We start from the raw sequence: 26,318 nt of genomic DNA on the forward strand, positions 1-26,318 counted from the left end.
CTGTACGTATATTCGGCCGGTAACCGCCCCTTACTGTCCGGCACCCGACGCGGCGGGACGGGGCGGACCGGCGCCACGGGGGGCGAGCCGGTGGAGAGACGTACGCCATGCCCCGCGGGTTCCCTCACCTCGACGGGTACGGCAGCAGCGCCATCTCCCTGGCGTTCTTGATCGCCCGCGCCAACTGCCGCTGCTGCTGCGCGGAGACCCGGGTCACCCGGCGGCTGCGGATCTTCCCGCGGTCGGAGAGGAACGTCCGCAGCAGACCGGTCTCCTTGTAGTCGACGTGGGTGATGCCCGCCGCGTCGAGCGGATTGGGGCGGGGGACGGACGTCCGGCGGGGGTCGGACCTACGGGCCATGACAGGGAACTTCCTTACGGGATACGGGAGATGGGGATGCGGGACGAGCCGGCCGGGCCCGCACCGCTGCGCACGGACCCGGCAGACCCGGTCACGGAACGGGGTCGAGCAGCGCGTCGAAGGCGGGCGGCAGGCTCTTCCAGGCCGACGGGCCGCCGGCGAACTCCGCATCGGTGAGCAGACAGGAGTCCAGCAGCGAGGCCAGCCCCTCCCGGTCGAGGCCGGGCGAGGTGAAGACCAGGTGCTGCCCGCGGTCGCCGTGCTCCGGATGCCAGTCCAGCGCGGCGGCTGCCCGGCGCACCGGCGGCACCAACTCCCAGGCGGCGTCCGGCAGCGAGGCCAGCCACGGGCCCGCGTTCTCCACGCACAGGGCGCCGCCGGCCGCGTCCCAGGACAGCAGTGTGTCGGGCCGGTCGGCCAGCCAGAAGCGGCCACGGCTGCGCGCCGCCGCGCAGGTCAGGTCCTCCAGCGCGGCATGGAGCCGCCCGGGGTGGAACGGCCTGGTGTGCTGCCAGACGAGCGTGCTCACCCCGTCCTCGTCGGCCTCCTGCGGCAGCAGGGCGCACGCCGGGTGCTGCCGGCCGGCCGCCGCCTCGACGTCGAACCCGGCGACCGCGACGGCCGCCAGCTCCGGCAAATCGACCGCCACCTGCCGCGCCGTCGGGTGGAGCTGCCGCAACAGCGCCAGGTCGGCCTCGTCCGCCGCCTCCTCCCCCGGCGCCAGCACGAGCACCGGCGGGTACTCCAGCTGCCGCGCCCAGGTGTCGGCGACGGTGCGCTGATCGGAAGCCGCCGCGGCGAGGCCGGCGTCGACGAGGTCGTCGCCGCACCCGAGGTAGGGCAGCAGCAGCGCCGGATCGACCGCGGTGATCACCCCGGTCAGCCCGATCTCCGCGCTGCCGCAGGCGGTGACCACCTCGGCCATCGCCTTCGGCTCGACCGAGTCCCACAGCTCCACGACGGCCAGCCGGCAGGTGCGCCCCGCCGCCAGCCGCTCCAGCTCCGGCACCAGATCCTCGCGCAGCGCACAGCACGCGCAGTCGTTGACCAGCGGCGTCTCGCCGGTGTCGAGCGTGCCCGACGCGTCCCGGACGGTCCGCACGACGGTGCCGTCGGCCGCCGACGCCAGGTCGTGATGGAGAGCGACGCTGCCCGGCACGGTGCGCAGCAGCCGCTCGACGGCGGCCCGCCGCGCCTCCGCGTGCAGGCCACCGACGAGGACGACATCGAGCCGCTCCATCAGCGGGCCCCGCCCTTGCCGTAACGGCGCTCGAAGCGCTCGACCCGGCCCGCGGTGTCCAGCACCCGGGCGGTCCCTGTGTAGAAGGGGTGGCTCGCCGACGAGATCTCGACGTCGACGAGCGGGTAGGTGCGCCCGTCCTCCCACTCGATCGTCGTGTCGCTGGTGACGGTCGAACAGGTCAGAAAGGCGAAGTCGGCGGCCCGGTCGCGGAAGACGACGGGCCCGTACGCGGGGTGGATTCCGGGCTTCACGAAGCTCAGCGCTCCTCTCGGAAGGTGACGTGCCGGCGGGCGACCGGGTCGTACTTGCGCAGGACGAGGCGGTCGGGGTCGTTCCGGCGGTTCTTGCGGGTGACGTAGGTGTAGCCGGTGCCGGCGGTGGACCGGAGCTTGACGACCGGGCGTAGTTCGTTGCGGGCCATGTGGTTAGTATACGGAAATGGTTTCCATTTTCAATAGGCCCTCACCAGGGGCCCCTCCCGAAGGGATCTCGTCACCATGTCCGCCCATTGCCAGCTGACCGGCCGCAAGCCCGGCTTCGGCAACTCCGTCTCCCACTCGCACCGGCGCACCGCACGCCGCTTCGACCCGAACATCCAGCGCAAGCGCTACTGGCTGCAGAGCGAGGGCCGGCACATCCGGCTCACGCTGAGCGCCAAGGGCCTCAAGACCGTCGACACGATCGGGATCGAGGCGGCCGTCGCCCGGATCCGCGCACGAGGGGAAAGGGTCTGATGGCCAAGCAGAGCAAGATCGCCAAGAACGAGAAGCGGCGCGCGACCGTGGCCCGCTACGCCGCCCGCAGGGCCCTCCTGAAGGCCGTCATCCGCAACCCGCGGACCCCGCAGGAGGAGCGGTACGCCGCCCAGCGCGAACTGTCCCGCCAGCCGCGCGACGCCAGCGCCACCCGGGTACGCAACCGCGACAGCGTCGACGGCCGCCCCCGCGGCCACCTCCGCGCCTTCGGCCTCTCCCGCATCAGGGTGCGCGAGCAGGCCCACGCCGGCTACCTCCCGGGGGTGCGCAAATCCAGTTGGTGACCCGGTCCGCCCGGCCGCCCGGCCCGGGGGCGACCCCTCGGCCGGGCGGCCGGACCCTTCCGGTCATACTGGGCAGAACGTCCGCAGGCACCCCCGACGAAAGCGAGCACGCCATGCTCCGGAACGCCTTCGAACCCTGGCACCTCATCCTGATCATCGCGGCGCTCGTGCTGCTCTTCGGCTCGAAGAAGCTGCCCGACATGGCCCGTGGCCTGGGCCGCTCGATGCGCATCCTCAAGTCCGAGACCAAGGCGCTCAAGGAAGAGCGGCAGACCGAGGAGCCGCACGCCTCGGCCGCCACCCCGCGCCCGGAGTCGGCCGCCGGCCACTGACCGCGCACGGCCGCCGGAAGGCGGCAGCGCTCAGCTGTCCCCGCCCTCCTCGATCAGCCGCCGCACCTCGCGGTCGATCAGCCCCAGCCGCGCCTCGGCGACCAACGGCACGGAACGGCGCTGCCGCCGCGCCTCGGACAGATCGATGTCGACGGTGACCAGCGCGGGCTCCCACTCGGGCGCCTGCGCCACCACCGCACCCCGGGGATCCACCACCCGCGAGCCGCCCCAGAAGGCCGCCCCGTGCTCGTTGCCGACCCGGTTGACGAAGACCACCCAGCACTGGAGCATCTTCGCCGTATAGGCCAGCAGGGTGCCCCAGTACAGGCCGGTGTCCATCGCCCCCGGATCCAGGCTGGCCGCACTGTTCGTCGGCACGAACAGCACCTCGGCCCCGTCCTGCACCGCCAGCCACGGCAGCACCGGCTGCCACGCGTCGTTGCAGACCAGCGTCGCGCCCCGCCCGCCGCTCGGCGACTTCGTCAGGTCGTACGCCCGCAACGACTGCCCCGGGCTCACGTGCTTGCGCTCCTCCCAGGCCAGATAGTTCGGCAGGTAGAGCTTGCGGTGCGCGTGCACCAGCGCCCCGCTCGCGTAGTGCGCCGACGTGTTGTACGCACGCATGTTGGTGTGCTCATGAAAGCCGACCAGGACATCGGGCCCCAGCATGCTCAGCTCCAGCAGCCGGGAATCCCGCGCCTCGACCGACGCGTCACGCTCCAGGGCACCCAAGTGATAGCCGTGCAGGCTGAGTTCGGGAAACACCACCAGATCGGCGCCCTGGGTGGCGGCCTGCTCGATCTGCTCCCGGGCGACGGCGAGATTCTCCGGGACGTCCCCCAGGACGCAGTCCGTCTGCGCCAGCGCTATCCGCATCGCCGCACCTCACCCATTCATCACCTTTTGCGGCATTTCCTCCTGCCATCCTCCCAGAGGTGACCCGAAATGGCCCCGGCACAGCGACCGCCCCGTCCGGCACCGCCCCACTCCCCGCCACCCGCCACCCGCCACCCGCCACATCGTTTCCCCACCGCCCTGCGACACCCCGCCCCTGACCGAGCCCTTTGCGCCGCTTCAAACCCCCGACGTACGCCGGTCCCACCAATGAGCGAATGAACGATCCTGCCCGTGCCGGAGCGGATGTTCACGCGTTGATCCGCACAGTCCGTCGTCCGAGCGCCGGTGGCTTCCAGCCGCAGCGCCACCAGGCAGCGTGGTACGACGGCGCGCGGTCGAGTCGTCCGGCGATGCCGACGGCCGCCTCGACCGGGCGGCCCAGGCCGAGCGGCCCGCCGGACCCGCTCGGCCGGCCGCCGAGACCGCCGCCCCGCGCGCCTCTCGGCTCCCGGCCGCCCCTTCTCCCCCACGCCCCGCCCTCACGACCGGGCGGCCGGCCCCGCGTCCACAGACACGGAACCGGCCGCCCGGGCGAACGTGGGGCCGTCAGTGGTTGCCGACACCGTTCCCGGAGAGCACCGGGATGTCGTCCAGAATGTGCGACAGCGGCTCGTCGCCCTTGGCCTGCGTCGAGTTCTTCGTGCACTGCTGGTTCTGCGGGTTGGCCAGGACGTTGACGTCCTGCACCGTGATCGGGATGAGACCGATCAGCGAACCGACGTTGACCTTCGCCGGCACGCCCAGGCAGAGGTCGTTCAGCGTCCCCTGGACGAGGCCCGTCTGCGCGCTCATCTTGCCCTTGGTGGTGGCGTTGCCATAGGCGGTCTTGGCGCCGTTGCCGTTGACCGTCGTGGTGCCGTGGTCGTTGCCGACCGCGAGCGCCTGCGGGGCAGCCGCAGCCGAGATACCCACCAGCGACGCCGCGAGGGCGGCGCCAGCCATGATCTTCTTCATCGTACAAACCCTTCCGTACTCGGAGCTTCCGGCACGGAAGCCCTGATTCAACAACCCGTCAGAAAGCCCCGGGTTCCGGCCGGTCACCCGAACAGATGGAGATCCCGCACCGAAGAGCCGTCACCCTTCGCTCACACGCGGGGTCTGCGCCGCCATATCCGGCCGCGCAGACCCCTTGTGCACCTGCCGGCATGCCCACGCTTCCGCAACCCATCGACCCCGCGGACGCATGGGCATGCATCCCTCCACACACCGTGCCCAACGAATGACACCGGCCCCTCCGGTCACGGCCGCATAACAATGCAGGGAATTCGATAAGGCCCCGAATTTCCGCTCCGGGCACGCCCCCAACAGCGCCGTTCCGGGCAGCGAAAAACCCGGGCCGCCCAGAAGAAGGAGGGCTGGGCGGCCCGGGTTTCTTCGCACCGGTCAGTGGTTCGCGGTGCCGTTCCCCGAGAGCACCGGAATGTCGTCCAGAATGTGCGACAGCGGCTCGTCGCCCTTGGCCTGCGTCGAGTTCTCGGTGCACTGCTGGTTCTGCGGGTTCGACAGGACGTTGAGGTCCTGGACCGTGATCGGGATGAGACCGATGAGCGAGCCGATGTTCGCCTTGGCGGGCAGCCCGATGCAGGGCTTGTTGAGCGAGCCCTGGATAAGGCCGATCTGCGGGCTCATGTAGCCGTAGGTCGCGGAGTTGCCGTACGTCTGCGCGGCACCGTTGCCGTTGACGGACGTCGTGCCGTGGTCATTGCCGACCGCCATCGCCTGCGGGGCGGAAGCGGCGGCAATGCCGACGATGGACGCAGCCGCGGCTGCGGTCGCCAAAGCCTTCTTGATCATTGCGTTGTCCTTCGTGTTTCGGGTTGCCCTTGGACCGGGCACCGTGCCCAACCCGGGTTATTGGAGTGGGGTTGTGCAGATTCACTCGGATGAGCTTGCGTCCTGATCTTTTTCGTCGATCAGAAAATCCGCCCGAGATACCGAAGAAGCGATACGGCGGCCGTCGCGAATATCGGTGGTCCGACATTTCCGTACGACGGCTATCCGCACCGCGCGGGGAATTACCGCCCGAGCGGCAGACCACCGAGCAGCTTGCTGTTCTTGGCGGCCCCCGTGGCGCCGCCGAGCAGGTCCGCCGCTCCGGACTCCGCGTTTTCGCCCGTGCCCCTGACCGTGTCGACCAGCGGCCGGATCTGGTGACCGTCCAGCTGCTCGCTGTTCAGCGCCTCCGTGAGCCCGCCGTTGAGGCTCATGGCCGGGGGCGCGGGCGGCGCGGCAGCGAAGGCGGGAGTGGCCGCACCGAGGGCCATCAGAGAACCGGCGACAACGGCGGCGGACTTCGCGTACTTCACTTTGGACTGTCCCTTCTCGGGCGGTGCTCGGGAGAGCGCGACACCAGAGCCGCGTGAGCAATCACTTCGCTGCTCGGATCACCGCTTTCCCTCTGGCTAACGAGAACCGCCCGCCGGGGAAACTCTGAAGTTCCCGGTTCTTGGGAACGCCACTCAAAAGGTTCGCCGGGCCGCCGGGCACACCGCACGCGGCCCGTAAACCGGCCGGCCTCGGTGCGCGGAAAAGACGCACCGAGGCCGGCCGGGACAACGCAGTTCGAATATCTCCGAATCAGCCGTTGACGCAGGTGTTGCCGAACGCCGGGTTGAGCAGCCCGATGATGTCGATCGTGTTGCCGCAGAGGTTGATCGGAATGTGGATCGGCACCTGGATGGTGTTTCCGGAGATGACGCCCGGGGAGCCCTTGGCGGAACCCAGGGCACCCGAGTCGGCGAATGCCGGCGCGGCTGCACCCACTGCCATGAGAGTTCCGGCGGCGACCGCAGCGGCCTTTGCGTACTTCACTTTCAGCCCTTCCTGCAGCGGGTCCGTGGCGGACACGTCCTTCGTGCCGCACGGGCGTGAACCTGCTCGCCCGTAGCTCCGCTGACGATATTGGTAACGACGTCCCCTCGCCGACGAAACTCCTGCGGAGGAGTTTTCGGAAAAATCGTCCGATCGCCCCGGAGTCGTTTCGGCCGATAGTCACCACGCACAGTGCGCGGCCTCGCCGTCGGAGCCCCGCAGGACGAAAAAACGAAGGGTTGTTTGACGTATACGAATTCCTGCCGGAGGCGGATCGGATTACGCCGGCCCACGATTCGCAGCGGGGCGCCACACGGCCCGGACCGCCGGGAGGAGAGAACCGGGGATCCGGGCCGGTGGCCGACGGAAGGGTCAGTGGTTGGCGACGCCGTTGCCGGAGATGACCGGGATGTCGTCGAGGATGTGCGACAGCGACTCGTCGCCCTTGGCCTGCGTCGAGTTCTCGGTGCACTGCTGGTTCTGCGGGTTGGCCAGGACGTTGACGTCCTGCACCGTGATCGGGATGAGACCGATCAGCGAACCGACGTTCGCCTTGAGCGGCAGGCCGATGCAGGGGTTGTTCAGCGTGCCCTGGATCAGCTCCAGCTGCGGGCTCATCTTGCCCTTGGTGGTGGAGTTGCCGTAGGCGGTCTTGGCACCGTTGCCGTTGACCGTGGAGGTGCCGTTGTCGTTGCCGACTGCCATCGCCTGGGGGGCGACCGTCGCCGTAATGCCGACGATGGAGGCGGCTACGGCCGTCGTGGCCAGGACCTTCTTGATCACGATTTACCCTTCTCGAAGCGGAGCGTCCGAATCCGGAGCGCCCTGGACAACTCGCTTCTGAGGGTGCGGTTTCGCCCATTCACCCAAATGCCACGAAACCATAGACACATATCACCAGATCCGGGTGGCGCCGCGGGGCGTGATCCGGGCCCGGCATGCGGAAGGCCGGTACGGAGATCAAGGACTCCGTACCGGCCGGAAGCTGTGCGGCCCGGGGCGGGCGACCGCCGTCGGGCGATGCTCAGCTGTTGACGCAGGTGTTGCCGAAGGCCGGGTTGAGCAGGCCGATGATGTTGATGGAGTTGCCGCAGAGGTTGACCGGAACGTGGAGCGGAACCTGGATGACGTTGCCGGAGATGACGCCGGGGGAACCATTGGCGCCACCCGCGGCACCGGAGTTGGCGGAGGCGATGCCGGCCCCGCCCATGACAGCGACGCCCGCGGCGGCGGACAGGACGACGGCCTTGGAGACAAACTTCACGGCGAACCTCTTAACTGAGCAGCGTTCAGGACCTGTACGGCCGCAAAGAGCGCCGTACTGCCGCGTAGAGCGACAAGCTGCTCAACGGCTCACGGCGCGTCGAAGTAGCGGCTCATTCGAGTGAATCGGGAGCCTGGCGTGCCATGTGGGGCACTTGGAACATCGGCCCGGGGTACGGCCGTTCGAGGACCTGGGCGCCAAGCTCACGTCGCTCGCGGTCGATTGTCAGTGGTCTCGTGTGCAATGGATCCATGAAGGTCACCCATGCTCAGGTGTGTGCCTGGCGGCTGCGGCAGCAGAGCCTTCTGCCGCGGACGAACGTGCCACCGGCGAAGCTCGTCGGGCGGCTTGCCGGTGTCCAGGCACAGGTGGCGTCCGCCGCCGAACTCGCCCTGGCCACACGGCGGAAGACGCCGTCGGCCGGTGCCGTGCAGCGGGCGCTCGCGGACCGCTCCCTGGTCCACACCTGGGCGATGCGCGGCACCCTGCACCTGCTGCCCGCGCGGGAAGCGGCGGCCTATCTGGCGCTGCTCGGTGCCGCGCGTACCTGGGAAAAACCGTCCTGGCAGCGGGCGTTCGGGGTGAGTCCCGCGCAACTTGCGGCGCTCGGCGACGCGGTGGACGAGATCCTCGAAGGGCGGGTGCTGACGCGCCAGGAGTTGACGGCCGAGGTGCTCGCGCGGCCGGGGCTCGGTGGCCTGGGCGAGCAGTTGTCCTCCGGGTGGGGTGTGCTCCTCAAGCCGCCGGCCTGGACGGGGCGGTTGTGCCAGGGGCCGGCGCAGGGGCAGCGGGTGACGTTCACCGCGCCGCGGACGTGGGTGCCCGGGTGGCAGGGGGTGCCGGATCCGGAGGAGGCCGCGGCGTTGGTGGTTCCCGCGTATCTCGGGGCGCACGGCCCTGCGGCGCCTTCGGCCTTCGACGCCTGGCTGCTGCGCGGGGCGACGCGTAAGCCCGTGCTCCGTGGCTGGTTCGCGGCGCTCGGCGACCGGCTGACGGAGGTCGAGGTCGACGGGGCGGGCGGGGCGTATGTGCGCAGCGAGGACGCCGAGGCGCTGGCGGGGACGCGGCCGTCGGACGTGGTGCGGTGCCGCGGGCCGGTCTGGAGGCGGAGGCCGCGCATCTGGCGCGTTGCACGGGCCGGGAGCGGACGCTGCGGGTGCGGACGGAGTGAGGGGATGAGGGGCGATGAGGGCGATGAGGGGGACGAGGAGCGAGGGGGGACGGGTGAGATGGGTGCGGTGCGCGGGGGCCTTCGGGGGCCGGTGGTGGCCTGTGGGTGGGCGAAAGGGCTGGTCAGGGGCGTTGTCAGACCCTGGTGGAAGACTCGGGGGTATGAGATGGGCGGTGGCGGAGACGGGCGACGGGGGTGCGCGTCTCTGCCCGCTCGCCCAGGACGGGCGGCCCGCCGGGCCCGTGGTGCGGGAACCGTCGCTGGCCGAGGCGGTCCGAGCGCGGCCCGAGGTCGAGCGGTGGGTCTGGCGTTCCACCGCGGACGTCTACCGGCGGCTGCTGGCGGCGGGGGTGCGGGTCGAGCGCTGCTACGACGTGGAGGCCGCCGAGGCGCTGCTGATCGGCCACGAGGAGGGGCAGTCGGGCCAGCCGCGTTCGCTGGCCGCCGCATGGGCGCGGCTGCACGGCCTGCCGGTGCCGGAGGACGCTCCGGTGCGGGCGGCCGAGACCCAGCCCTCGCTGTTCGAGCCGGGTCCGGTGCCGCTGCCCGACGGCGCGGACGAGCTGACCGCGCTGCTGGAGGTCTACGCGGGTCAGGTGGCACGTACGGAGCGGGCCAAGGAGCCGGAGCGGTTGCGGCTGCTGCTGGCGTCCGAGTCGGCGGGGACGCTGGTCGCGGTGGAGATGACGCGGGCCGGGGTGCCCTGGCGGGCGGATGTGCACCGTTCGCTGCTGGACGGGCTGCTGGGCGAGCGGTATCCGGGCGGCCTGGAGACGCGGCGGCTGGCGGAGCTGGCGGAGGAGGTGTCGCAGGCGTTCGGCCCCGGGGCCCGGGTGCGCCCCGATCTGCCGAACGACATCATCAGGGCCTTCGCGGGCGCGGGGATTCCGCTTTCCTCGACCCGCAAGTGGGAGTTGCAGCAGCTCGACCATCCGGCGGTGGCGCCGCTCCTGGAGTACAAGGCGCTCTACCGGCTGCACACCGCGCACGGCTGGTCCTGGTTGCAGCAGTGGGTGCACGACGGCAGGTTCCGGCCCGCGTATCTGCCCGGCGGGACGGTGTCGGGGCGCTGGACGACCAACGGCGGCGGGGCCCTCCAGATCCCGAAGATCATCCGGCAGGCCGTGCGGGCCGATCCCGGGTGGCGTCTCGTGGTCGCCGACGCCGACCAGATGGAGCCGCGGGTGCTGGCCGCCGTCTCGCGGGACCGCGGCCTGATGGAGGTGGCGGGCAGCGGCCGTGATCTGTACGCCGATCTGGCCGCCCGTGCCTTCCGGGGTGACCGGGCGCAGGCCAAGCTCGCGCTGCTCGGGGCCATCTACGGGCAGACGTCCGGTGACGCGCTCAAGCACCTGGCCGACCTGCGCCGCCGTTATCCGGCCGCGGTGGCGTACGTCGACGACGCGGCGCGGGCGGGTGAGGAAGGCAGGCTGGTGCGGACGTGGCTGGGGCGTACCTCGCCGCCCGCATCCGTGGCGCCGCCCGACGAGGCGGGTCTGCCGCAGGAGGAGGCGGTGTCCTCGGGGTACGGCAGCAGTGCGGCGGCCCGTGCCCGCGGCCGGTTCACCCGTAACTTCGTCGTGCAGGGCAGCGCCGCCGACTGGGCTCTGCTGGTGCTGGCGGGGCTGCGGCGGACGCTGCACGAGGGCGGGCTCCGGGCCGAGCTGGTCTTCTTCCAGCACGACGAGGTGATCGTGCACTGCCCGGCGGAGGAGGCCGAAACGGTGGCGGTGGCCATCGCTTCGGCTGCGGACGCGGCGGGGCGGATCGCGTTCGGCCGGACCCCGGTGCGTTTTCCGTTCACGACGGCGGTGGTGGACTGCTATGCGGACGCGAAGTAGTGAGGAGTGGTGAGGAGTAGTGAGGGGTGAGGCGCGGGAGGGGACGGGGGCGTGGCGGATGGGGTGTGGGGGGGTGCCCGGGATGCCGGTGCCATGACCTGGGGGTGCGGGCGGACAGCGCCTAAACTCCCGGAGTAGGGGGCCGGCCGTGCGGTGGGCGGCCGACATCCGATCCGGAAAGGGACCACGCGTTGACCGACAGCGAAGGGAATCAGACCTCGGTCGCGACCGGGGTCGCGGACGGGCACGCGCCGGCCACGGGCATCCCGGCGGCGAAGCTGAGCCCCAGGAACCGCCGGAAGCGCATCGCGGACCGGGTGCTGGCCGAGGGCCAGGTGACCATCGAGGAGCTGGTCCAGGAGCTGGGTGTCAGCCAGATGACGGTCCACCGCGACCTGGACACGCTGGAGCACCAGGGGTGGCTGCGGAAGGTGCGGGGCGGTGCGACGGCCGCGCCGAACGCCCTCTTCGAGTCCAACGCACGCTGGCGTGGCAATGAGCAGGTGGCGGCGAAGGAAGCCATCTGCGCGGCGGCGCTGGCCATAGCCGAGCCGGGCCAGGCCGTGATCATCGACGACTCCAGTACGGCGCTGCCGCTGGCCCGTACGCTCGCCTCGCGCGGCGCCTACACCGTCATCACCAACTCCCTCCAGGTGATCAACGAGTTGGCGGAGGAGCCCGATATCCGGGTGATCGCGCTGGGCGGCGAGTACCACGCGGCGTTCAACGCCTTCCTCGGGATGTCCACCGCCGATATCGCCCGCAGCTTCCGCGCCGATGTCGCCTTCCTGTCCACCTCCGCCGTCGACAACGGCCACTGCTACCACCAGGCGCAGGAAAACGTCCTGGTCAAGCGGGCGTTGATGGCCGCGGCCCGGCGCCGGGTGCTGCTCGTGGACCACTCGAAGTTCGGCCGCCAGGCGCTCTACGAGCTGGCTCCGCTGGCCGACTTCGACCTCGTCATCTCCGACGAGCTGCTGCCGCAGGAGGAGCAGGACGCGCTGCAATCCCTGGGCGTGCGCTACGAGTTGGCGGCGGAGGGCGCCCACCACCGGTCGTGAGCGACACCCCGCTGGAGCGGATCAACCCGCCGCAGCTGTCCGCGCCGAGCGGTTTCAGCCATGCGGTCGTGGCCGCCACGGGGACGATGGTCTTCCTCGCCGGGCAGACCGCCCTGGACGCGTCCGGGCGGATCGTCGGGCACGGCATCGTCGAGCAGTTCGAGCGGGCCCTGGCCAACCTCCTGGCCGCCGCGGCTGCGGCCGGTGCCGCCCCGTGTGACCTGGCCAAGCTCACCGTCTTCGCCGTCGACGTGGACGGCTACCGCGCCCACGCCCGGGAGATCGGGCGGGTGTGGAAGCGCCTGGTGGGCGGCGACTACCCGGCGATGTCCGTGATCGGCGCCGCCCGCCTGTGGGACGGGGCGGCGCTGGTCGAGATCGAGGGCATCGCGGTGGTCGGCCGGGGCCGTGGCGTCTGAATCCGCACGGGGCCGGCACCCCGCGTCGTCAGGAGCAGGAGCAGGAGCGACGCGGTGCGGGCCGTCCCGTGGCGGTAAGCCAGAGCAGTGCCACGCAGGCGACCGCGGCCACGGCGAACACCAGCGGGCGGGCGGGCGAACGCGTCGGATCGTGAGCCCGCCGATAGGGCGCCGACGACGGCGAGGGCCAGGGCCGGCCAGGCGCGCGGGCGCGTGGGGCCTCGGGAGCAACGGACGGCAGCAGGTGGGTGGCGAGTGCGGGAGTTCGACGACAGGACCTAGCCGAGCCGCGGGCTGCTGCGCCGGGTTCTGGCGGCGGCGATCAGGGCCGGGAGCGCGGCGAGAAGGGCGAGGATGACGGCGGATTCCGATACGTGCCGGTTGTCCAGGGGCATCGCCGAGGTGAGGAGTGCGTGGGCGCGCAGCAGCGTGAACGCGGCGACGGGGATGGTCCAGCGGAAGTCGCCTGTGGTGGTCGTCGCCCACCACGCGGCGAGCAGGGCGCCGGCTTCGACCACGAGTTGCGCGCGCTGGAACCACGGGTCGTAGGAGGCGATGCGCAGGGCGCCGGCCGCGAACATGGCGAGGAGTACGGGGACGAGCCAGCCGTAGGAGCGGCGGCGCAGCCGTCGGGGGCGGCACAGGGCCAGCGCCGCGCAGGCGGCGCACAGCGTCGCCGACAGGGCCAGGTCGCCGGCCCTGATCGGGGCGGCGAGGCCGTAGTAGCCGACGCCCACGACACCCTCGTCGCCGAAGAGCGTCGAACTGCCCAGCGTGGCACCGGAGTAGATCATCAGCGCCGCGGCGGGCAGCGCGAGCCACGGTTTGCCGCGCAGCAGCGCCACCAGGGCGGCCAGCGGGAGCAGTCCGTAGGGCAGCAGCCGCGTGGGCGTGCCAGGACCCTGCGCCCACGGGTACCAGCCGGCGTGATGAAAGCCGATGGCGTTGCCGGGGTCGATGCGCAGCGCCCAGTCCCAGACGTCCTGGAGGTACGGCACCAGGGCCAGGGCGGCGAGGACGAGGGCGGCCAGGTGGATGCCGTCCAGCCACCACGGCCTGGCGGTGTCGTCGGCTGCGGTACGGGCGTGCGCCTGGATCCCGCCGCGCAGCAGGGCGGCGGCCTCGCGGGGCGGCGGCCAACTCCGGCCGGGGTGCGCCTCGGTGAGGCAGGCCAGCAGTTCGTCCCCGTACCGGTCACGGTAGGTCTTGGGGTAGACGGCGAGCAGCAGACGGTTCATGCCGGGGCCGTCCCGGGGATCCTGCGGCGTGTGGTGACGACGGCCGCGGCCTGTTGCATGCGCAGCGCCTCCTGCTCCAGCGTGCCGGTGCCGTCGTCGGTGAGCCGGTAGTAGCGGCGTTGCCGCCCGTCCACGACCTCTTCGTGGTCGGCGGTCACCAGACCGGCCTTCTCCATCCGCTCCAGCGCCCCGTACAGGGTGCCGACGGCGAGTGTGAGCCGTCCGCCGGTGGCCTGTTCGGTGGCCTTGATGATGCCGTAGCCGTGCAGCGGTCCGTCCAGGAGCGCGGCCAGGATGAAGTACTGCGGTTCGGTCAGGGTCGGCTGCCGTTTCCTCATGACCGGGAGCATATATCGGCGCTCGAAGTATGCGGCTCCCGGGGCACGGCCGCCGCCCCTCGGGAAATGACGCGGCCGGGCACCGGAGCGAGTGCTCCGATGCCCGGCCGGGTCGTGACGGGCTCAGGCCCTGCCGCGTGCCGCTTCCACCGGGTCCTTCTTGAAGGCCCAGGTCATCTTGGGCTCCATGGCCCAGCGGAAGGCCCGTTGCACCGGTGGGGTGCACAGCAGCGTGATGACGGTGCCCGCGATGAGCGTCAGCAGGACGGCGCCCCACGGCGTGTGCATCCACGGGTTGTCGTACCAGTGCCAGAAGCGGGAGCCCTTGGCGAGGAAGCCGTGCAGCAGGTAGCCGTAAAGGGTGCCGGCGCCGAGTGCGGTGCACCACATCGTGCGGCCCGGGATCCAGGCGAAGAAGCAGGCCACGAGCACCAGCGAGCAGCCGAACATGGCGAGCGTCATCACGGCGCCGCTCCACCACGGGGCGCCGAGTTCCTGGGCGGCGTCGCGGTGGTAGAACCACGCCGCGTTCATCCGCGGCGCGGCCCAGTACGCGAAGACCAGGGCGGCGGCCATGACCGGCACCGCCGCGATCCTGGCCTGCCGGCGCCTGACGAGCTTGAAGTGCTCGGGGCGCAGGCTCAGGCCGATCACGAAGAACGGCAGGAACTGCAGGACCCGTTGGAGGTCGAGGTCGTCACCGATGTCCGGTGAGACGGAGGCCAGTACGGCGATGGTCAGCGCCAGCGGGACGGGCCAGCGCACGATCTTCCACAGCGGGGTGGTCAGCCGCCAGACGAACAGGGCGATCAGGAACCACGTCAGGTACCAGGGGTCCAGGAGGCTGATCGGATAGCCGGGGTCGTCGTCCGCCCACCGCTTGAAGAGGGTGTACGCCACCTCGAAGAGGATGTACGGGATGGCGACGCCGGTGATCAGCCGCTGGAGGCGGTCCTTGCGCATGTCGAAACTGCGCGAGAAATAGCCGGAGATGATGATGAACGCCGGCATGTGGAAGGCGTAGACGGTGATGTAGAGCGCGGCGGCCGAGCGGCTGCCGTCCCGGAGCGGTTCCCAGGAATGCCCCATCGCCACCAGCACGATGGCGAGGTATTTCGCGTTGTCGAAGAACGCGTCGCGCTGCTTGGCCTTCGGCTGCCCCGCATCGGCCTTCGGCGTCTCCTTGGCGGCGCCGGCCGTGGCGGTGGCGGGCCTGGCGGGTGCCGTCGCCGTCGCCGTACCGCCCCTCGCCGCGTCCCGGTGGCCCTGCCGTTCCCCCGGCCAGGCCAGGTTCAGCGTCTCGTCCGAGCCCTGCTGCTGCGGGGGAAGGGGAACCCGCCGGTCGCCGTGCGCCTGTGCATCGTTCGTCAAGGGCCCTCCCGGAACGAACCCAGAGGAGGAGTGGGACGCTGGATCTCACGGGGTGCCAAAACGGAACCCATAAGCCAAATCCTGCGTCTTAGTTCTTTTGCGGGGAGCATGGCGGCATCGAACATCCCAGGCACCTTAACCGCGGCGCGGGAATCCCGTAAATCCCCGCCGGATACGGCCCTTACCGCGCGGGAACGCTACGCGACGACCCCCTCTATGCCCCGCGCCGCCGCGGCCGGGGCCCCGGCTCCCGTACCGGCTCCCCAGGCGTAGATCTCCAAAAGTCTGCCGTGCGGGCCACGCAGCCGGTGCACGGCGGATATCCAGGCCGGACGGGCCTCGGCCATCGGCGGGTTGATCTGGTCGGCGAACCGGGCGTAGCGCGCGAGGTCACGCAGCCGCGGCGCGCCCAGGATGCCGGTGCGCACCTGCGGGACCAGTGCGTGGACGGTCCGCACGCACGGCACGCAGAAGCTCTGGACGACCAGCCGGCGGTCGGTGTGCGCGCGGTCCAGCCAGCCTTCCTTGCGGAGCAGGGCGACGGTCTGTGCCTCGATGCCCGGGTAGCGCGCGGGGGATTTCAGTTCGAGGAGCAGCGCCTGGCCGTTGTGGTCCAGCCGCCGCAGATAGCCGGTGAGGGTGGGCACCCGCTCCCCCGCGAACCGCTTCCCGAACCAGCTGCCGGCGTCCAGACGGGCGAGGTCGGCGGCCGTGAAGTCGCCCACCCGCCACGGTGCGCGGGCCGGGAAGACCCGCGCCGCGTCCGTCGTCCGCCGCAGCGTCGCGTCGTGCATCACGATCAGCTGCCCGTCCCTGGTGCGCTGCACGTCGTTCTCGACCCAGACGCGGCCGATCCGGTGCGCCGCGTCCACCGCGGCGATGGTGTTCTCCGGGGCGCGGTGTGCCGCTCCCCGGTGCGCTATGACCAGCGGCGCGGCGGCCATGGCCGGTTTTCCGGGTGCCGCGGACGCCGTGCCCACGGCTGTCGCGGCCAGCGCGGCGGCGCCGATGGCCAGCCGTATCGGTCGGCGCGGCATGGGGCCTCCAGGTGGCTCGCCCGCAGGGGGCGGACCACGGCCCCTCGGTTGCGTCGGCCCCTCCCACGGCGGAAGGCGGCACTCCACCGAAGATCACCCGATCCGGGCACCGTCGCTATCCGGGCACGGCCATCCGGGCAGCCGGCGCCCTGGAGCCTGTGTCTGACGCATACGGGCGGCCCCGGTCGTGGTCAGCGACCGGGGCCGCCCGGTACCCGGGCCGCCCCACGGGGGCGGGGGCGGCCCGGCCGGGACCGGTGCCGGTCCACGGGGACCGGCACCGGTGGCTTGTGCTTCGCGGCGGGTCAGTCCGCGGGGACTCCCTGGTTCTCGCCCCAGCGCACCGGGTACCCGGCGGTCGGCGCGGGGTCGACGCGTCCGGTGCGGGCGAAGCCGGCCCAGGTGGCGCGCAGTGCCCGGCCGAAGGCGTCGACCTCGTGCCACGGGACGGTGCCGAGCAGCGGCGAGTCACGCCAGGCGGCCTCGTCGCCCAGCAGCAGCGGGAGTTCGAGGCAGTGGGTGGCACCGTAGGCGGAGCCTTCGGGGGCCCAGTCCAGGCGGTAGGTGGCGAGCCGCGCGCCGGCCGCGCGGGCCCAGCGGGCGAACTCGGCCACCGGGCGGGTGAACGCCTCCTCCTCGGCTGCGCGGGCCGCTTCCGGGGGCAGGCCGAAGGCGGTCAGCTCCTCCCGGGTCCAGCCGACCAGCAGGTCGATGCCGTCGAGCCCGGCGGTGGGCGGCTCGGCGGGCACCGGTGGCACGCCGAGCACCGGGCCGAACGGCGGCATGACGCGGCTGCCGGTCCGCTCCGCGACGTGCTCGGCGGTGGCCGACCGTGCCCCGAGCAGTTCGTCGAAGGTGGCGGTGCGCGGGTCGCCCGCCAGCGCTTCGGTGAAGAACGCGCCCTGTTCTTCGGCCTGTTGGGGCAGGGTGGTGGCCAGTTCGAGCACCGGGCTCTGGAGGATCGCCCGCCGCAGCAGCCGGGGCGTCTCGGGGTGGCGGAGCAGCAGGGCCAGCGAGATGGCGCCGGCGGACTGGCCGCAGGCGGTGACGTTGTCCGGGTCGCCGCCGTGCCGTGCGATGTTCTCCCGCACCCAGCGCAGCGCCTCCAGTTGGTCGAGCAGGCCGAGGTTGCCCTCGCTGACGCCCTGGTGCCGCAGGAAGCCGAGCGGGCCGAGCCGGTAGCCGGCGCTGACCACGACGAGGCCGCCTTCGGCGCTCAGCCGGGAGCCGTCGTACCAGTCGAGGAGTCCGGAGCCGCTGGAGAAGCCGCCGCCGTGGAAGAAGACCAGGACCGGGCGGGGCGGGGCCGGCGCGGCGGGGGCGGTGATGCGGAGGCTGAGGCAGTCCTCGCCCTGCAGGTACAGGTCGTAGGGCGTGCCCATCACCGCGTCGAGCCGGGAGGGCGGCTGCGGGCAGATCTCGCCGCTCGCCGCCTCGTCGGACCCGGCGGGGGTGCGGCGCGGCGGTCCGAAGCGGTCGGCGGTGGCGTAGCGGATCGGGCCCGTGCGCCGCACGGCGGCGGTCGCGGCTTCGTTCGGGGCGTCCACGGGAACTCCTCTCAGTCGTCCGGTCGGTCCGGTCGGTCCGGTCGGTCGGTCCGTCCGGTCAGTCCTCCGGCAGCCCCAGGAAGCGCTGGGCGTTGCCGCCGAGCAGCGCGGTCCTGTCCTGGTCGGTGAGGAAGTCCGCGCGGTGCACGACGGCGCCGACGGGGCGTTCGCCGAGCGGGTAGGGGTAGTCGCTGCCGACCATCACCTGGGAGGCGCCGAGGGTGTCCACCAGGGTGCGCAGCGCGGCCGGTTCAAAGACTACGGAGTCGACGGAGAAGCGGTCGAGGTACTTCGACGGCGGCATCCGGGACGTGGCGATGACGTCGGCGCGCTGGTGCCAGGCGTTCTCCAGACGGCCGAGCCAGAAGGCGAACGAGCCGCCGCCGTGCGCGAAGCAGATCTTCAGCGACGGGTCCACCCGGTCGAAGACGCCGCCGAGTATCAGGGCCAGCACCGACAGGTGCGTCTCGGCCGGCATGCCGGTCAGCCATTGGGCCATCCACCGGTCCAGGCGCGGCGAGTTGGGCATGTCCCAGGGGTGCACGAAGACCGGCGCCCCGCGTTCCGCGCAGTGCTGGAGGAACATCACCACACCCTCGTCGTCGAGGTCGCGGTCGCCGACGTGGTTGCCGATCTCCACACCGTGGTGGCCGTTGTCCAGGCACCTGTCGAGTTCCCGGCAGGCGGCTTCCGGGTCCTGGAGCGGGACCTGCGCGAAGGGCAGCAGCCGGTCGGGGGCGGGGGCGCAGATCTCCAGGGCGAGGTCGTTGAAGATCCGGGCGGTCTTGACGGCCTGGTCGGCGGGGCGCGCGTAGGAGAAGAACACCGGTGTGGGCGAGACGACCTGGAGGTCGATGCCGTCCGCGTCCATGTCGGCGAGCCGGGTGGCGGCGTCCCAGCAGTCGGCGCCGATCCGGCGGAACTCCCGGGAGCCCACCATGATCATGGCCTCCCGCTCGGACGTGGCGCGCAGCCAGGGCCAGTCCCCCGCGGGGCCCGCCTCCTTCGCCAGGTCGGGCCAGGCGCGGGGGACGTAGTGGGTGTGGATGTCGATGTGTCTCATGGTGGTGTTCAGCCCTTGCCGGGGTGCAGCGTGCCGCAGGCGCGGCAGGTGCGCGCCTGCTCGTTGTCGTAGAAGCTCTCGAAGACCGGGGGCAGGTCGGTGACGATGTCGCGGACCTGGAGTTCCTCCGCGTGCACCAGCGCGTCGCACCCGGGGCAGTACCACTGGAAGCTCTCCAGGGTGCCCTCCTCCCGGATCCGCTCGATGACCAGGCCGATCGAGCCGGTCTCGGGGCGCTGCGGGGAGTGCGGGACGTTGCCGGGCAGCAGGAACATCTCGCCCTCACGGACGTCGATCCGCCGCTGCCCCTCATCGGTCACGACGTTGACGTGCATGTTGCCCTTGACCTGGTAGAACCACTCCTCGTACGGGTCGACGTGGAAGTCGGTCCGCTGGTTGGGGCCGCCCACGACCTGCACGATGAAGTCGCTGACGCCGTCCCAGATCTGACGGTTGTTCACCGGCGGCTTCAGCTCGTCGGCGTGCTCGTTCACCCACTGCGCGAAGTTGATGACCGGGGGAAGACTCATCGTTGACCGTCCCTTCCGCTGCCGTCGGCCGCGTTGCCTTCGGTTGCCGTGCCGTCGTTCCTGCGGGCGATGCCCTGGATCTCGATCAGGAGGTGCGGGTGCGGGAGCTGGTGCACGGCGACGGTGGTCCGGGTGGGGCCGCTCTCGTCGAAGTACTCGGCCCAGACCTCGTTGTAGCCCGCGAAGTCGTTCATGTTCACCAGGTACGTGGTGACCTGCACGAGGTCGTCGAGCCCCGCGCCGGCCGCGGCCAGCACCTCGCGGACGTTCTCCAGGACCGCCCGGGTCTGCACCCGGATGTCGAGGGTGGTGGCGCCCATGTGGTCGGCCGATGCGCCCGCGATCGTGTTGTCCGGCCTGCGGCTGCTGGTCCCCGAGAAGAAGACCAGCTCGCCTGCGGCCTTGACGTGCGGGAAGCGTCCGCGCGGCGTCGCCTTGCCGGGGACGACGATGCCGTCACTCATCGGTGGCCTCCCCCACGGTGAAGCCCGCCCTGCCGAGCCCGGTCACGGTGGCCTCCACCGAGGTGCCGGGGGTCAGCGCGACGGCCGGGGTGGCGGCGCCTGCCAGCAGGATGCTGCCGGCCCGCAGGGTGTGCCCCTGGGCGCGTGCCATCCGCACGGCGGCGTGCACGGCGCGCAGCGGGTGGCCGAGGATCGCGGCGGTGGAGCCGGTCTCGGCGGTCCTGCCGTCGATCTCCAGGCGCACCCCGCGGTTGGCGAGGTCACCGGCGTCGGCGAGCTCGGTCCACGGGCCCAGGACGTAGCCGCTGGCCGAGGTGTTGTCGGCGACGACGTCCTGGAGGGTGAAGCGGAAGTCGCGGTAGCGGCTGTCGATCACTTCGAGTGCCGGGGCCACCGCGTCGACGGCGCTCTCCGGGTCGAGGTCGTCACCAGGTCCGATGTCGGTGCCGAGCCGGAAGGCGACCTCCGGCTCCACCCGCGGGTGCACGTACCGTCCGAGCGGGATACGGTCGCCGTCCGCGATCCGCATGCCGTCGGTGAGCCGTCCGAAGATGACGTCGAAGACGCCCATCTGCGCGGCCTTCGTACGGCTGGTGAAGCCGAGCTTGACGCCGCTGATCCGCTCGCCGCGGGCCAGCCTGCGGCCGATCAGCAGCTGCTGGACGCGGTACGCCTCGTCCAGTGTCAGCGCGCCCGACGAGGTGAGCTGGGGTACCGGTTCGGCGCGGAGCGCGGCAGTGTCGAGCAGCCCGGCGGCGGTGTCGTGGACCGCGCCGTTGCGGGCGGCCGGGTGGTGTGCGGTGGTCATGCTGCGCCTTCCTCACGCGCGGCGGCCAGATCCAGCGCCACGTCGACGATCATGTCTTCCTGGCCGCCGACCATGTGCCGCCTGCCGACCTCCAGGAGCAGTTCCCGCACGTCGAGACCGTAGCGGGCGGCGGCGCGTTCGGCGTGCAGCAGGAAGCTGGAGTACACCCCGGCGTAGCCGAGGGTGAGGGTTTCCCTGTCGACCCGTACGGGCCGCTTCTGGAGCGGACGGATCAGGTCTTCGGCGGCGTCCTGGAGGGCGAACAGGTCGCAGCCGTGCCGCCAGCCGAGCAGGTTGGCGACGGCGACGAACGCCTCGATGGGACAGTTGCCCGCGCCCGCTCCCTGTCCCGCGAGCGAGGCGTCCACCCGCGTCACGCCGTTCTCGACGGCGACCACGCTGTTGGCGACCGACAGCGAGAGGTTCTCGTGGGCGTGGATGCCGATCTCGGTGCCGGGGTCGAGGGCGTCGCGGTAGGCGCGTACCCGGGCGGCGACGTCGGGCATGGTCAGCCGGCCGCCGGAGTCGGTGACGTAGACGCAGTGCGCGCCGTAACTCTCCATCAGGGCCGCCTGCTTCGCCAGCCCCGCCGGGTCGTTGAGGTGGCTCATCATCAGGAAGCCGGCCACGTCCATGCCGTTCTCGCGGGCCCAGGCGATGTGCTGGGCGGCGACGTCGGCCTCGGTGCAGTGGGTGGCGACCCGCACGCTGCGCACCCCGGCGGCGTGCGCCTGGCGCAGGTCGTCGATGGTGCCGATGCCGGGCAGGATCAGGGTGGTCAGCCGGGCGCGCTGCACGACGGACGCGGCGGCCTCGATCCATTCCAGGTCGGTGCGGGCGCCGTGCCCGTAGGTGACGCTGGAGCCCGACAGGCCGTCGCCGTGCGCCACTTCGATGGCGTCGACGCCGGCCGCGTCCAGGGCGCAGGCGATGGCGCGGACCTGTTCGGCGGTGTAGCGGTGGCCCACGGCGTGCATGCCGTCCCGCAGGGTGACGTCCTGGACGAAGACGGACCTGCCGTCCGCGCCGCCGGTCTGGGTACTCATCGGGTGGCTCCTTCCCGCTCCCCGGCGACCAGGCGTTCCGCGGTGCGCAGGGCGGCGGAGGTCATGATGTCGAGGTTCCCCGCGTAGTCGGGCAGGTAGTGGCCGGCGCCGGTGACCTCCAGGAACACCGACACCTTGGTGCCGCGGAAGGCGCGCCCGATGCCGGGTACGAAGGGCTCGTCGACGGGGTCGAACTGCACGTCCTGCTTGAGGCGGTAGCCGGGCACGTACTCGCGGACCGCGTCGGCCATGGCGGCCACCGAGCGCCGGATCTCCTCCTGCCGGTCCCGGTCGGCCGTCTCGATCAGGCAGAAGACGGTGTCCCGCATCACCAGCGGCGGCTCGGCGGGGTTGAGCACGATGATCGCCTTGCCGCGTTCCGCGCCGCCGACCTGCTCGATGGCGGCGGCGGTGGTCTCGGTGAACTCGTCGATGTTGGCGCGGGTTCCGGGGCCCGCCGAGCGCGAGGCGATCGACGCCACGATCTCCGCGTACCGGACCGGGGTCACCCGCGCGACGGCCGCGACGACCGGGACGGTGGCCTGCCCGCCGCAGGTGACCATGTTGACGTTGTCGGCGCCCGGGTGCGCGTCGAGGTTGACCGGCGGCACCACGTACGGGCCGACGGCGGCCGGGGTGAGGTCGACCATCAGCTTGCCGTGCTCCTTCACCACCGCGTAGTTGTGCCGGTGCGCGGCGGCCGACGTGGCGTCGAAGACGACCTCGACATCGGCGAACTCCGGCAGTGCGCGCAGCCCTTCGACCCCGTCGTGGGTGGTGGCGACGCCCAGCCTGCGGGCCCTGGCGAGCCCGTCGGACTCCGGGTCGACACCCGCCATGGCGGCCACGTGCAGGGTCTGCGACAGCCGCTTGACCTTGAACAGCAGGTCGGTGCCGATGTTGCCGGACCCGATGATCGCTACGGCGCGCGTCATGCCGCGCCCCCTTCCTGAACGTCCCGGGTGTCCCGGATGAAGTCGGCGTGGACCTCGCCGAGCCCGTCGAGCCTGGCGCGGAAGACGCCGGGCCCGGTGACGGGCACCATCGGGCCGAGCGCCCCGGACAGCACCGTTTCACCGGCCCGCAACGGGGCGCCCCGGCGGGCCGCCTCCCGGGCGAGCCAGACCACGGCGGCCACCGGGGTGCCGAGGCAGGCGGCCCCCGATCCGGTGGAGACGATCTCGCCGCGGTGGTCGAGCGCCATGCCGAGGCCGGGCAGGTCGACGGCGGACAGCGGGCGCGGGGTGGTCCCCAGGACCAGGGCGCCGCTGGAGGCGTTGTCGGCGACGGTGTCGGTGATGCCGATGTCCCAGCCGGCCACCCGCGAGTCGACGATCTCCAGCGCGGGCAGCAGGAAGTCGGTCGCCCTGATCACCTCGGCCGCGGTGACCGCATCGCCGTCCAGGTCACGGCCGAGCACGAAGGCGACCTCCGCCTCGATCCGCGGCTGGAGGAAGCGGCCGATGTCGACGGGCTCGCGGTCGGTGAGCACCATGTCGTCGAGCAGCACGCCGTAGTCGGGGGTGAAGACCCCGAACTGCTGCTGCACGGCGGGCGAGGTCAGCCCGATCTTGCGGCCGGCCCGGCGCGCCCCGGCCGCCAGACGGTCGGCGATGACGGCGCTCTGCACGGCGTACGCGGCGTCCTGGTCGGTGTCGCCGATCAGGTCACGGACGGGGGCACAGGGGGTCCTGGTGGCGGCGGCGGTCCGCAGGCGTTCGGCCGCCGCGGCCTGCTCGGGGGTGAGGTCGCGGGCGGCGGGGCCGGCGCCTGGTTCGGTGGTGGTCACAGCTGCACGCACACATTCGTCGGCTCGGAGTAGAAGTGGAGGGAGTGCGTGCCGCCCTCGCGGCCGATGCCGGACAGGCCGGTGCCGCCGAAGGGGGAGCGCAGGTCGCGCAGGAACCAGGTGTTGACCCAGGCCATGCCGGTGCGCATCTGCTGGGCGACCCGGTGGCCGCGGTCCAGGTTGCTGGTCCACACGCAGGAGGCGAGGCCGTACGGCGAGTCGTTGGCCAGCCGGATGCCCTCTTCCTCGGTGTCGAACGGGATGAGTCCCGCGACCGGGCCGAAGATCTCCTCGCGCATGGTGCGGTCGGTGTGCTCCAGGCCGGTCCACAGCGTCGGCTCGATCCAGGAACCGCCCGCCAGGTCCGGGCCGAGGTCGGGTATGCCGCCGCCGGCCAGGACCTCCGCGCCTTCCTTCCGGGCGAGTTCGAAGTAGGAGAGGACCTTCTCGCGGTGCGCCTGGGAGATCAGCGGCCCGGTGGTCGTCGCCGGGTCTTCGGGGCGTCCCGGCCGCAGGGCGCGGGCGCGCTCGGCGAGTCCGGCGGCGATCTCGTCGAAGACCGGGCGCTGGACGTAGACCCGCTCGGTGCACAGGCAGACCTGCCCCGTGTTGGTGAAGACGGACCGGGCGAGGCCGTCCACCGCCCGCTCGACGTCGGTGTCGGCGAACACCAACGCGGCGTTCTTGCCGCCCAGTTCGAAGGAGACGGGCCGCACCCGCGGCGCCACCGCGCGCATGATCGCCGAACCGGTCGCGGACTCGCCGGTGAAGGTCACCCCGTCCACGTCCGGGTGCTCGGTCAGGTACCCGCCCGCCGACTCGGGGCCGAAGCCGTGCACGACGTTGCAGACGCCGTTGGGCAGCCCGGCCTCCTGGAGGATCTCGGCGAGGATCGTGGCCGTGGAAGGCGTCTCTTCCGACGGCTTGACGATGACGGCGTTTCCGCAGGCCAGGGCCGGTGCGAGCTTCCAGGTCAGGAGGAGCAGCGGCAGGTTCCAGGGCACGATGACGGCGACCACGCCGAGCGGCTTGCGGACCGCGTAGTTGAGCGCCTTGCGGCCACCGGGGAGTTCGGTGAGGAAGGAGTCGAGGCCGGTGGCGGAGATCGTGTCGGCGAAGGCGCGGAAGTTCGCGGCGGCGCGCGCCACGTCGAGTTCCTTGGCCAGCGCGACCGGCTTGCCGGTGTCGGCGACCTCGGCCGCGACCAGTTCGTCGAAGCGGTTCTCGATGCCGTCGGCGACCCGTCGCAGCAACCGGGCGCGTTCGGGGACGGTGGTACTGCCCCAGGGTCCGTCGAGCGCCCGGCGCGCGGCACGGACGGCGACGTCGACCAGGACCTGATCCGCCTCGTGGACCCGTCCTATGAGCGAACCGTCCACCGGGCTGATCTTGTCGAAGGTGTGCACGCCGTCCACCAGGGCGCCGTCCACGAAGTTCCGGATCTCCCGCACGGGGAGCGAGTTGCTGCGGCTCATGTCAGCGAGGCTAGGCACCTCAGCCATGCCTGAATAATGCTCTTTACGTTCCCTGCCATAGCCGTACGGGCATATCCTGGGTCCATGGAGAGCGAGAAGCTTCTCGACGGCCGGCTGAAACTGCGCCACCTCACGCTCGTCACCGCCGTCGCGGACCAGGGCAGCGTCATCCGGGCCGCCCAGGAGCTGCACATCACCCAGCCCGTCGTCACCCGCGCCCTGCACGACCTGGAGACGATCCTCGGCGTCCCGCTGTTCGAACGCCACCACCGCGGCATGACCCTCACCCTGTACGGCGAGTCCTTCGTCGGCCACGCCCGCACGGTCCTGGCCCAGCTGCGGCAGGCCGGCGAGGAGCTGACCCACCTCGCCGCCGGCAACCTCGGCACCGTCACCATCGGCATCCACCTGGCCGGCTCGAACCTGCTGCTGCCGCGCGCCATGGCGGCACTCAAACAGGCCCACCCGTCGGTCACCGTCGTCGTCCGCGAGGCCGACCCCGACACCCTGCGGGCCGGCCTGCTCTCCGGCGAGATCGACCTCACCCTGGGCCGCCTCATCGGCTCCCCGCCCCCGCGCCTGACCCACGAGCAGCTCTACCGCGAACCCGTACGCCTGGCCGCCCGCGCAGGCCACCCGGCCCACCGCCAGCGCAGCCCGTCACTCTCCCAACTACGCCGCTACCCCTGGGTGTTGCCCATCGACCGCACCGCACTCCGCGCCGAACTGGAAGAACTCTTCACCCACGAGAACGTCGAACTCCCCGCCGACCGCATCGAATGCACCTCCATGCCGACCCTGCGCCACTTCCTCCTGTCCACCGACGCCATCGCCGCCCTCCCCCTGCTGATCGCCACCCAGGACGCCGACCTGCGCCTCATCGACACCCCCCTGAAATCCATCAGTCAGGCCGTGGGCATCACCCGCCCGTCGGACCGGCCCCTTTCACCGGCGGCGGAGGCGTTGCATCAGCGGTTGCGGGAGGAGGCACAGGCGCTGGCGGAACTGCTCACCATGGACGGCGCCGACGACTTCGCAGCGCCTCGCGAGAAGCCGTGAGGAGCCGTGAGGAGCCGGATGCCGGGTGCCGTTCCCAAATGGCAAGAAGTAACCGTTTTGCCGCAGTCGGCCTGAAGTGCCCTGTCATCTTGCCGCTTGCCGGGCGATCGTTAC

31 protein-coding genes and 1 pseudogene are annotated in these 26,318 nt (G+C 71.8%); 8 read left to right on the forward strand and 24 right to left on the reverse strand.

All coding sequences use genetic code 11. The features are described 5' to 3' along the window. Window positions 1-124: 124 nt before the first annotated feature. From rpsR to rpmG, 4 genes are all read right to left on the reverse strand, one after another. The gene (gene rpsR / locus ACIBK8_RS20705) at window positions 125-361 is read right to left on the reverse strand and encodes a 30S ribosomal protein S18 (protein ID WP_399043266.1); all 237 of its coding nucleotides are present in this window, start codon (window positions 359-361) and stop codon (window positions 125-127) included. Window positions 362-452: 91 nt separating this feature from the next. Continuing rightward, window positions 453-1,601, reverse strand: a complete 1,149-nt coding sequence (locus ACIBK8_RS20710) for a CobW family GTP-binding protein (protein ID WP_399043267.1) — start codon at window positions 1,599-1,601, stop codon at window positions 453-455. Then, the gene (locus ACIBK8_RS20715) at window positions 1,601-1,855 is read right to left on the reverse strand and encodes a type B 50S ribosomal protein L31 (RefSeq protein WP_399043268.1); all 255 of its coding nucleotides are present in this window, start codon (window positions 1,853-1,855) and stop codon (window positions 1,601-1,603) included. The genes ACIBK8_RS20710 and ACIBK8_RS20715 overlap by 1 nt, the downstream gene beginning before the upstream one ends. Before the next feature lie 5 nt (window positions 1,856-1,860). Beyond that, on the reverse strand, window positions 1,861-2,025 hold the full coding sequence (gene rpmG, locus ACIBK8_RS20720) for a 50S ribosomal protein L33 (RefSeq protein ID WP_399043269.1): 165 nt from the start codon (window positions 2,023-2,025) through the stop codon (window positions 1,861-1,863). Between the two features lie 76 nt (window positions 2,026-2,101). On the opposite strand from rpmG, the gene rpmB reads away from it, so the two are divergent. The 3 genes from rpmB to tatA all read left to right on the forward strand — a co-directional run bounded on the left by rpmB (window position 2,102) and on the right by tatA (window position 2,975). Continuing rightward, window positions 2,102-2,338 carry a 50S ribosomal protein L28 gene (gene rpmB, locus ACIBK8_RS20725; protein WP_399043270.1) on the forward strand — a complete coding sequence of 79 codons (237 nt, stop codon included), beginning with the start codon at window positions 2,102-2,104 and terminating at the stop codon, window positions 2,336-2,338. After that, entirely contained in the window at window positions 2,338-2,643 is a 306-nt protein-coding gene (rpsN, locus tag ACIBK8_RS20730; RefSeq protein ID WP_399043271.1) for a 30S ribosomal protein S14, read from the forward strand. Before rpmB ends, rpsN begins: the two co-directional genes overlap by 1 nt. 113 nt (window positions 2,644-2,756) lie before the next feature. Continuing rightward, the gene (gene tatA / locus ACIBK8_RS20735; protein ID WP_399043272.1) at window positions 2,757-2,975 is read left to right on the forward strand and encodes a Sec-independent protein translocase subunit TatA; all 219 of its coding nucleotides are present in this window, start codon (window positions 2,757-2,759) and stop codon (window positions 2,973-2,975) included. A gap of 30 nt (window positions 2,976-3,005) precedes the next feature. Here the strand turns inward: tatA and ACIBK8_RS20740 are convergent, their stop codons facing one another. From ACIBK8_RS20740 to ACIBK8_RS20770, 7 genes are all read right to left on the reverse strand, one after another. Then, the gene (locus ACIBK8_RS20740; protein ID WP_399043273.1) at window positions 3,006-3,851 is read right to left on the reverse strand and encodes a nitrilase-related carbon-nitrogen hydrolase; all 846 of its coding nucleotides are present in this window, start codon (window positions 3,849-3,851) and stop codon (window positions 3,006-3,008) included. Window positions 3,852-4,418: 567 nt separating this feature from the next. Next, entirely contained in the window at window positions 4,419-4,826 is a 408-nt protein-coding gene (locus tag ACIBK8_RS20745) for a rodlin (RefSeq protein WP_399043274.1), read from the reverse strand. Window positions 4,827-5,255: 429 nt separating this feature from the next. After that, window positions 5,256-5,666 carry a rodlin gene (locus ACIBK8_RS20750; protein WP_393686595.1) on the reverse strand — a complete coding sequence of 137 codons (411 nt, stop codon included), beginning with the start codon at window positions 5,664-5,666 and terminating at the stop codon, window positions 5,256-5,258. Window positions 5,667-5,887: 221 nt separating this feature from the next. Further along, window positions 5,888-6,178 (reverse strand): hypothetical protein, encoded by a 291-nt coding sequence (locus ACIBK8_RS20755; protein ID WP_399043275.1) that lies wholly within the window; start codon window positions 6,176-6,178, stop codon window positions 5,888-5,890. A gap of 271 nt (window positions 6,179-6,449) precedes the next feature. After that, window positions 6,450-6,683: a chaplin gene (locus ACIBK8_RS20760; protein ID WP_399043391.1), complete on the reverse strand. Its 234-nt coding sequence runs from the start codon at window positions 6,681-6,683 to the stop codon at window positions 6,450-6,452. A gap of 372 nt (window positions 6,684-7,055) precedes the next feature. Continuing rightward, window positions 7,056-7,466 carry a rodlin gene (locus ACIBK8_RS20765; RefSeq protein ID WP_399043276.1) on the reverse strand — a complete coding sequence of 137 codons (411 nt, stop codon included), beginning with the start codon at window positions 7,464-7,466 and terminating at the stop codon, window positions 7,056-7,058. Between the two features lie 241 nt (window positions 7,467-7,707). Further along, complete coding sequence (locus ACIBK8_RS20770; protein WP_399043392.1) at window positions 7,708-7,893, reverse strand: chaplin; 186 nt, start codon at window positions 7,891-7,893, stop codon at window positions 7,708-7,710. A 305-nt stretch (window positions 7,894-8,198) separates the two neighbouring features. Between ACIBK8_RS20770 and ACIBK8_RS20775 the strand changes: the two are divergent. From ACIBK8_RS20775 to ACIBK8_RS20790, 4 genes and pseudogenes are all read left to right on the forward strand, one after another. After that, a pseudogene (locus tag ACIBK8_RS20775) lies at window positions 8,199-8,996 on the forward strand (DNA glycosylase AlkZ-like family protein); the annotation flags it as partial. A gap of 283 nt (window positions 8,997-9,279) precedes the next feature. After that, complete coding sequence (locus tag ACIBK8_RS20780; protein WP_399043277.1) at window positions 9,280-10,959, forward strand: bifunctional 3'-5' exonuclease/DNA polymerase; 1,680 nt, start codon at window positions 9,280-9,282, stop codon at window positions 10,957-10,959. A gap of 191 nt (window positions 10,960-11,150) precedes the next feature. After that, window positions 11,151-12,020, forward strand: coding sequence for a DeoR/GlpR family DNA-binding transcription regulator (locus ACIBK8_RS20785; protein ID WP_399043278.1), 870 nt, complete (start codon window positions 11,151-11,153; stop codon window positions 12,018-12,020). Further along, window positions 12,017-12,439: a RidA family protein gene (locus ACIBK8_RS20790; RefSeq protein ID WP_399043279.1), complete on the forward strand. Its 423-nt coding sequence runs from the start codon at window positions 12,017-12,019 to the stop codon at window positions 12,437-12,439. The genes ACIBK8_RS20785 and ACIBK8_RS20790 overlap by 4 nt, the downstream gene beginning before the upstream one ends. A gap of 278 nt (window positions 12,440-12,717) precedes the next feature. Here ACIBK8_RS20790 and ACIBK8_RS20795 read toward each other — a convergent pair whose 3' ends face one another. The 13 genes from ACIBK8_RS20795 to ACIBK8_RS20855 form a co-directional block, all read right to left on the reverse strand. Then, window positions 12,718-13,677, reverse strand: a complete 960-nt coding sequence (locus ACIBK8_RS20795) for a hypothetical protein (RefSeq protein ID WP_399043280.1) — start codon at window positions 13,675-13,677, stop codon at window positions 12,718-12,720. Then, complete coding sequence (locus tag ACIBK8_RS20800; RefSeq protein WP_399043281.1) at window positions 13,674-14,015, reverse strand: PadR family transcriptional regulator; 342 nt, start codon at window positions 14,013-14,015, stop codon at window positions 13,674-13,676. Before ACIBK8_RS20800 ends, ACIBK8_RS20795 begins: the two co-directional genes overlap by 4 nt. Window positions 14,016-14,138: 123 nt before the next feature. Further along, on the reverse strand, window positions 14,139-15,386 hold the full coding sequence (locus tag ACIBK8_RS20805; protein WP_399043282.1) for an acyltransferase family protein: 1,248 nt from the start codon (window positions 15,384-15,386) through the stop codon (window positions 14,139-14,141). 197 nt (window positions 15,387-15,583) lie between these two features. After that, window positions 15,584-16,423: a glycerophosphodiester phosphodiesterase family protein gene (locus ACIBK8_RS20810; protein ID WP_399043283.1), complete on the reverse strand. Its 840-nt coding sequence runs from the start codon at window positions 16,421-16,423 to the stop codon at window positions 15,584-15,586. A 305-nt stretch (window positions 16,424-16,728) separates the two neighbouring features. Continuing rightward, the gene (locus tag ACIBK8_RS20815; RefSeq protein WP_399043393.1) at window positions 16,729-17,985 is read right to left on the reverse strand and encodes a carboxylesterase family protein; all 1,257 of its coding nucleotides are present in this window, start codon (window positions 17,983-17,985) and stop codon (window positions 16,729-16,731) included. 43 nt (window positions 17,986-18,028) lie between these two features. Continuing rightward, entirely contained in the window at window positions 18,029-19,033 is a 1,005-nt protein-coding gene (locus tag ACIBK8_RS20820) for an amidohydrolase family protein (RefSeq protein ID WP_399043284.1), read from the reverse strand. Between the two features lie 8 nt (window positions 19,034-19,041). Further along, window positions 19,042-19,563: a 3-hydroxyanthranilate 3,4-dioxygenase gene (locus tag ACIBK8_RS20825; protein WP_399043285.1), complete on the reverse strand. Its 522-nt coding sequence runs from the start codon at window positions 19,561-19,563 to the stop codon at window positions 19,042-19,044. Then, window positions 19,560-20,027 (reverse strand): RidA family protein, encoded by a 468-nt coding sequence (locus ACIBK8_RS20830; protein WP_399043286.1) that lies wholly within the window; start codon window positions 20,025-20,027, stop codon window positions 19,560-19,562. The genes ACIBK8_RS20825 and ACIBK8_RS20830 overlap by 4 nt, the downstream gene beginning before the upstream one ends. Beyond that, on the reverse strand, window positions 20,020-20,835 hold the full coding sequence (locus ACIBK8_RS20835) for a 2-keto-4-pentenoate hydratase (RefSeq protein WP_399043287.1): 816 nt from the start codon (window positions 20,833-20,835) through the stop codon (window positions 20,020-20,022). The genes ACIBK8_RS20830 and ACIBK8_RS20835 overlap by 8 nt, the downstream gene beginning before the upstream one ends. Continuing rightward, entirely contained in the window at window positions 20,832-21,881 is a 1,050-nt protein-coding gene (gene dmpG, locus ACIBK8_RS20840) for a 4-hydroxy-2-oxovalerate aldolase (RefSeq protein ID WP_399043288.1), read from the reverse strand. Before dmpG ends, ACIBK8_RS20835 begins: the two co-directional genes overlap by 4 nt. Next, on the reverse strand, window positions 21,878-22,816 hold the full coding sequence (locus tag ACIBK8_RS20845) for an acetaldehyde dehydrogenase (acetylating) (RefSeq protein ID WP_399043289.1): 939 nt from the start codon (window positions 22,814-22,816) through the stop codon (window positions 21,878-21,880). Before ACIBK8_RS20845 ends, dmpG begins: the two co-directional genes overlap by 4 nt. Beyond that, on the reverse strand, window positions 22,813-23,670 hold the full coding sequence (locus tag ACIBK8_RS20850; RefSeq protein WP_399043290.1) for a 2-keto-4-pentenoate hydratase: 858 nt from the start codon (window positions 23,668-23,670) through the stop codon (window positions 22,813-22,815). The genes ACIBK8_RS20845 and ACIBK8_RS20850 overlap by 4 nt, the downstream gene beginning before the upstream one ends. Continuing rightward, the gene (locus tag ACIBK8_RS20855) at window positions 23,667-25,145 is read right to left on the reverse strand and encodes a 2-hydroxymuconic semialdehyde dehydrogenase (protein WP_399043291.1); all 1,479 of its coding nucleotides are present in this window, start codon (window positions 25,143-25,145) and stop codon (window positions 23,667-23,669) included. Before ACIBK8_RS20855 ends, ACIBK8_RS20850 begins: the two co-directional genes overlap by 4 nt. Before the next feature lie 84 nt (window positions 25,146-25,229). Here ACIBK8_RS20855 and ACIBK8_RS20860 point away from each other — a divergent pair, with 84 nt between their 5' ends. Further along, window positions 25,230-26,204 (forward strand): LysR substrate-binding domain-containing protein, encoded by a 975-nt coding sequence (locus ACIBK8_RS20860; RefSeq protein WP_399043292.1) that lies wholly within the window; start codon window positions 25,230-25,232, stop codon window positions 26,202-26,204. Window positions 26,205-26,318 lie beyond the last annotated feature (114 nt).

The organism is Streptomyces sp. NPDC050161, from assembly GCF_044460025.1.
GTDB lineage: Bacteria > Actinomycetota > Actinomycetes > Streptomycetales > Streptomycetaceae > Streptomyces.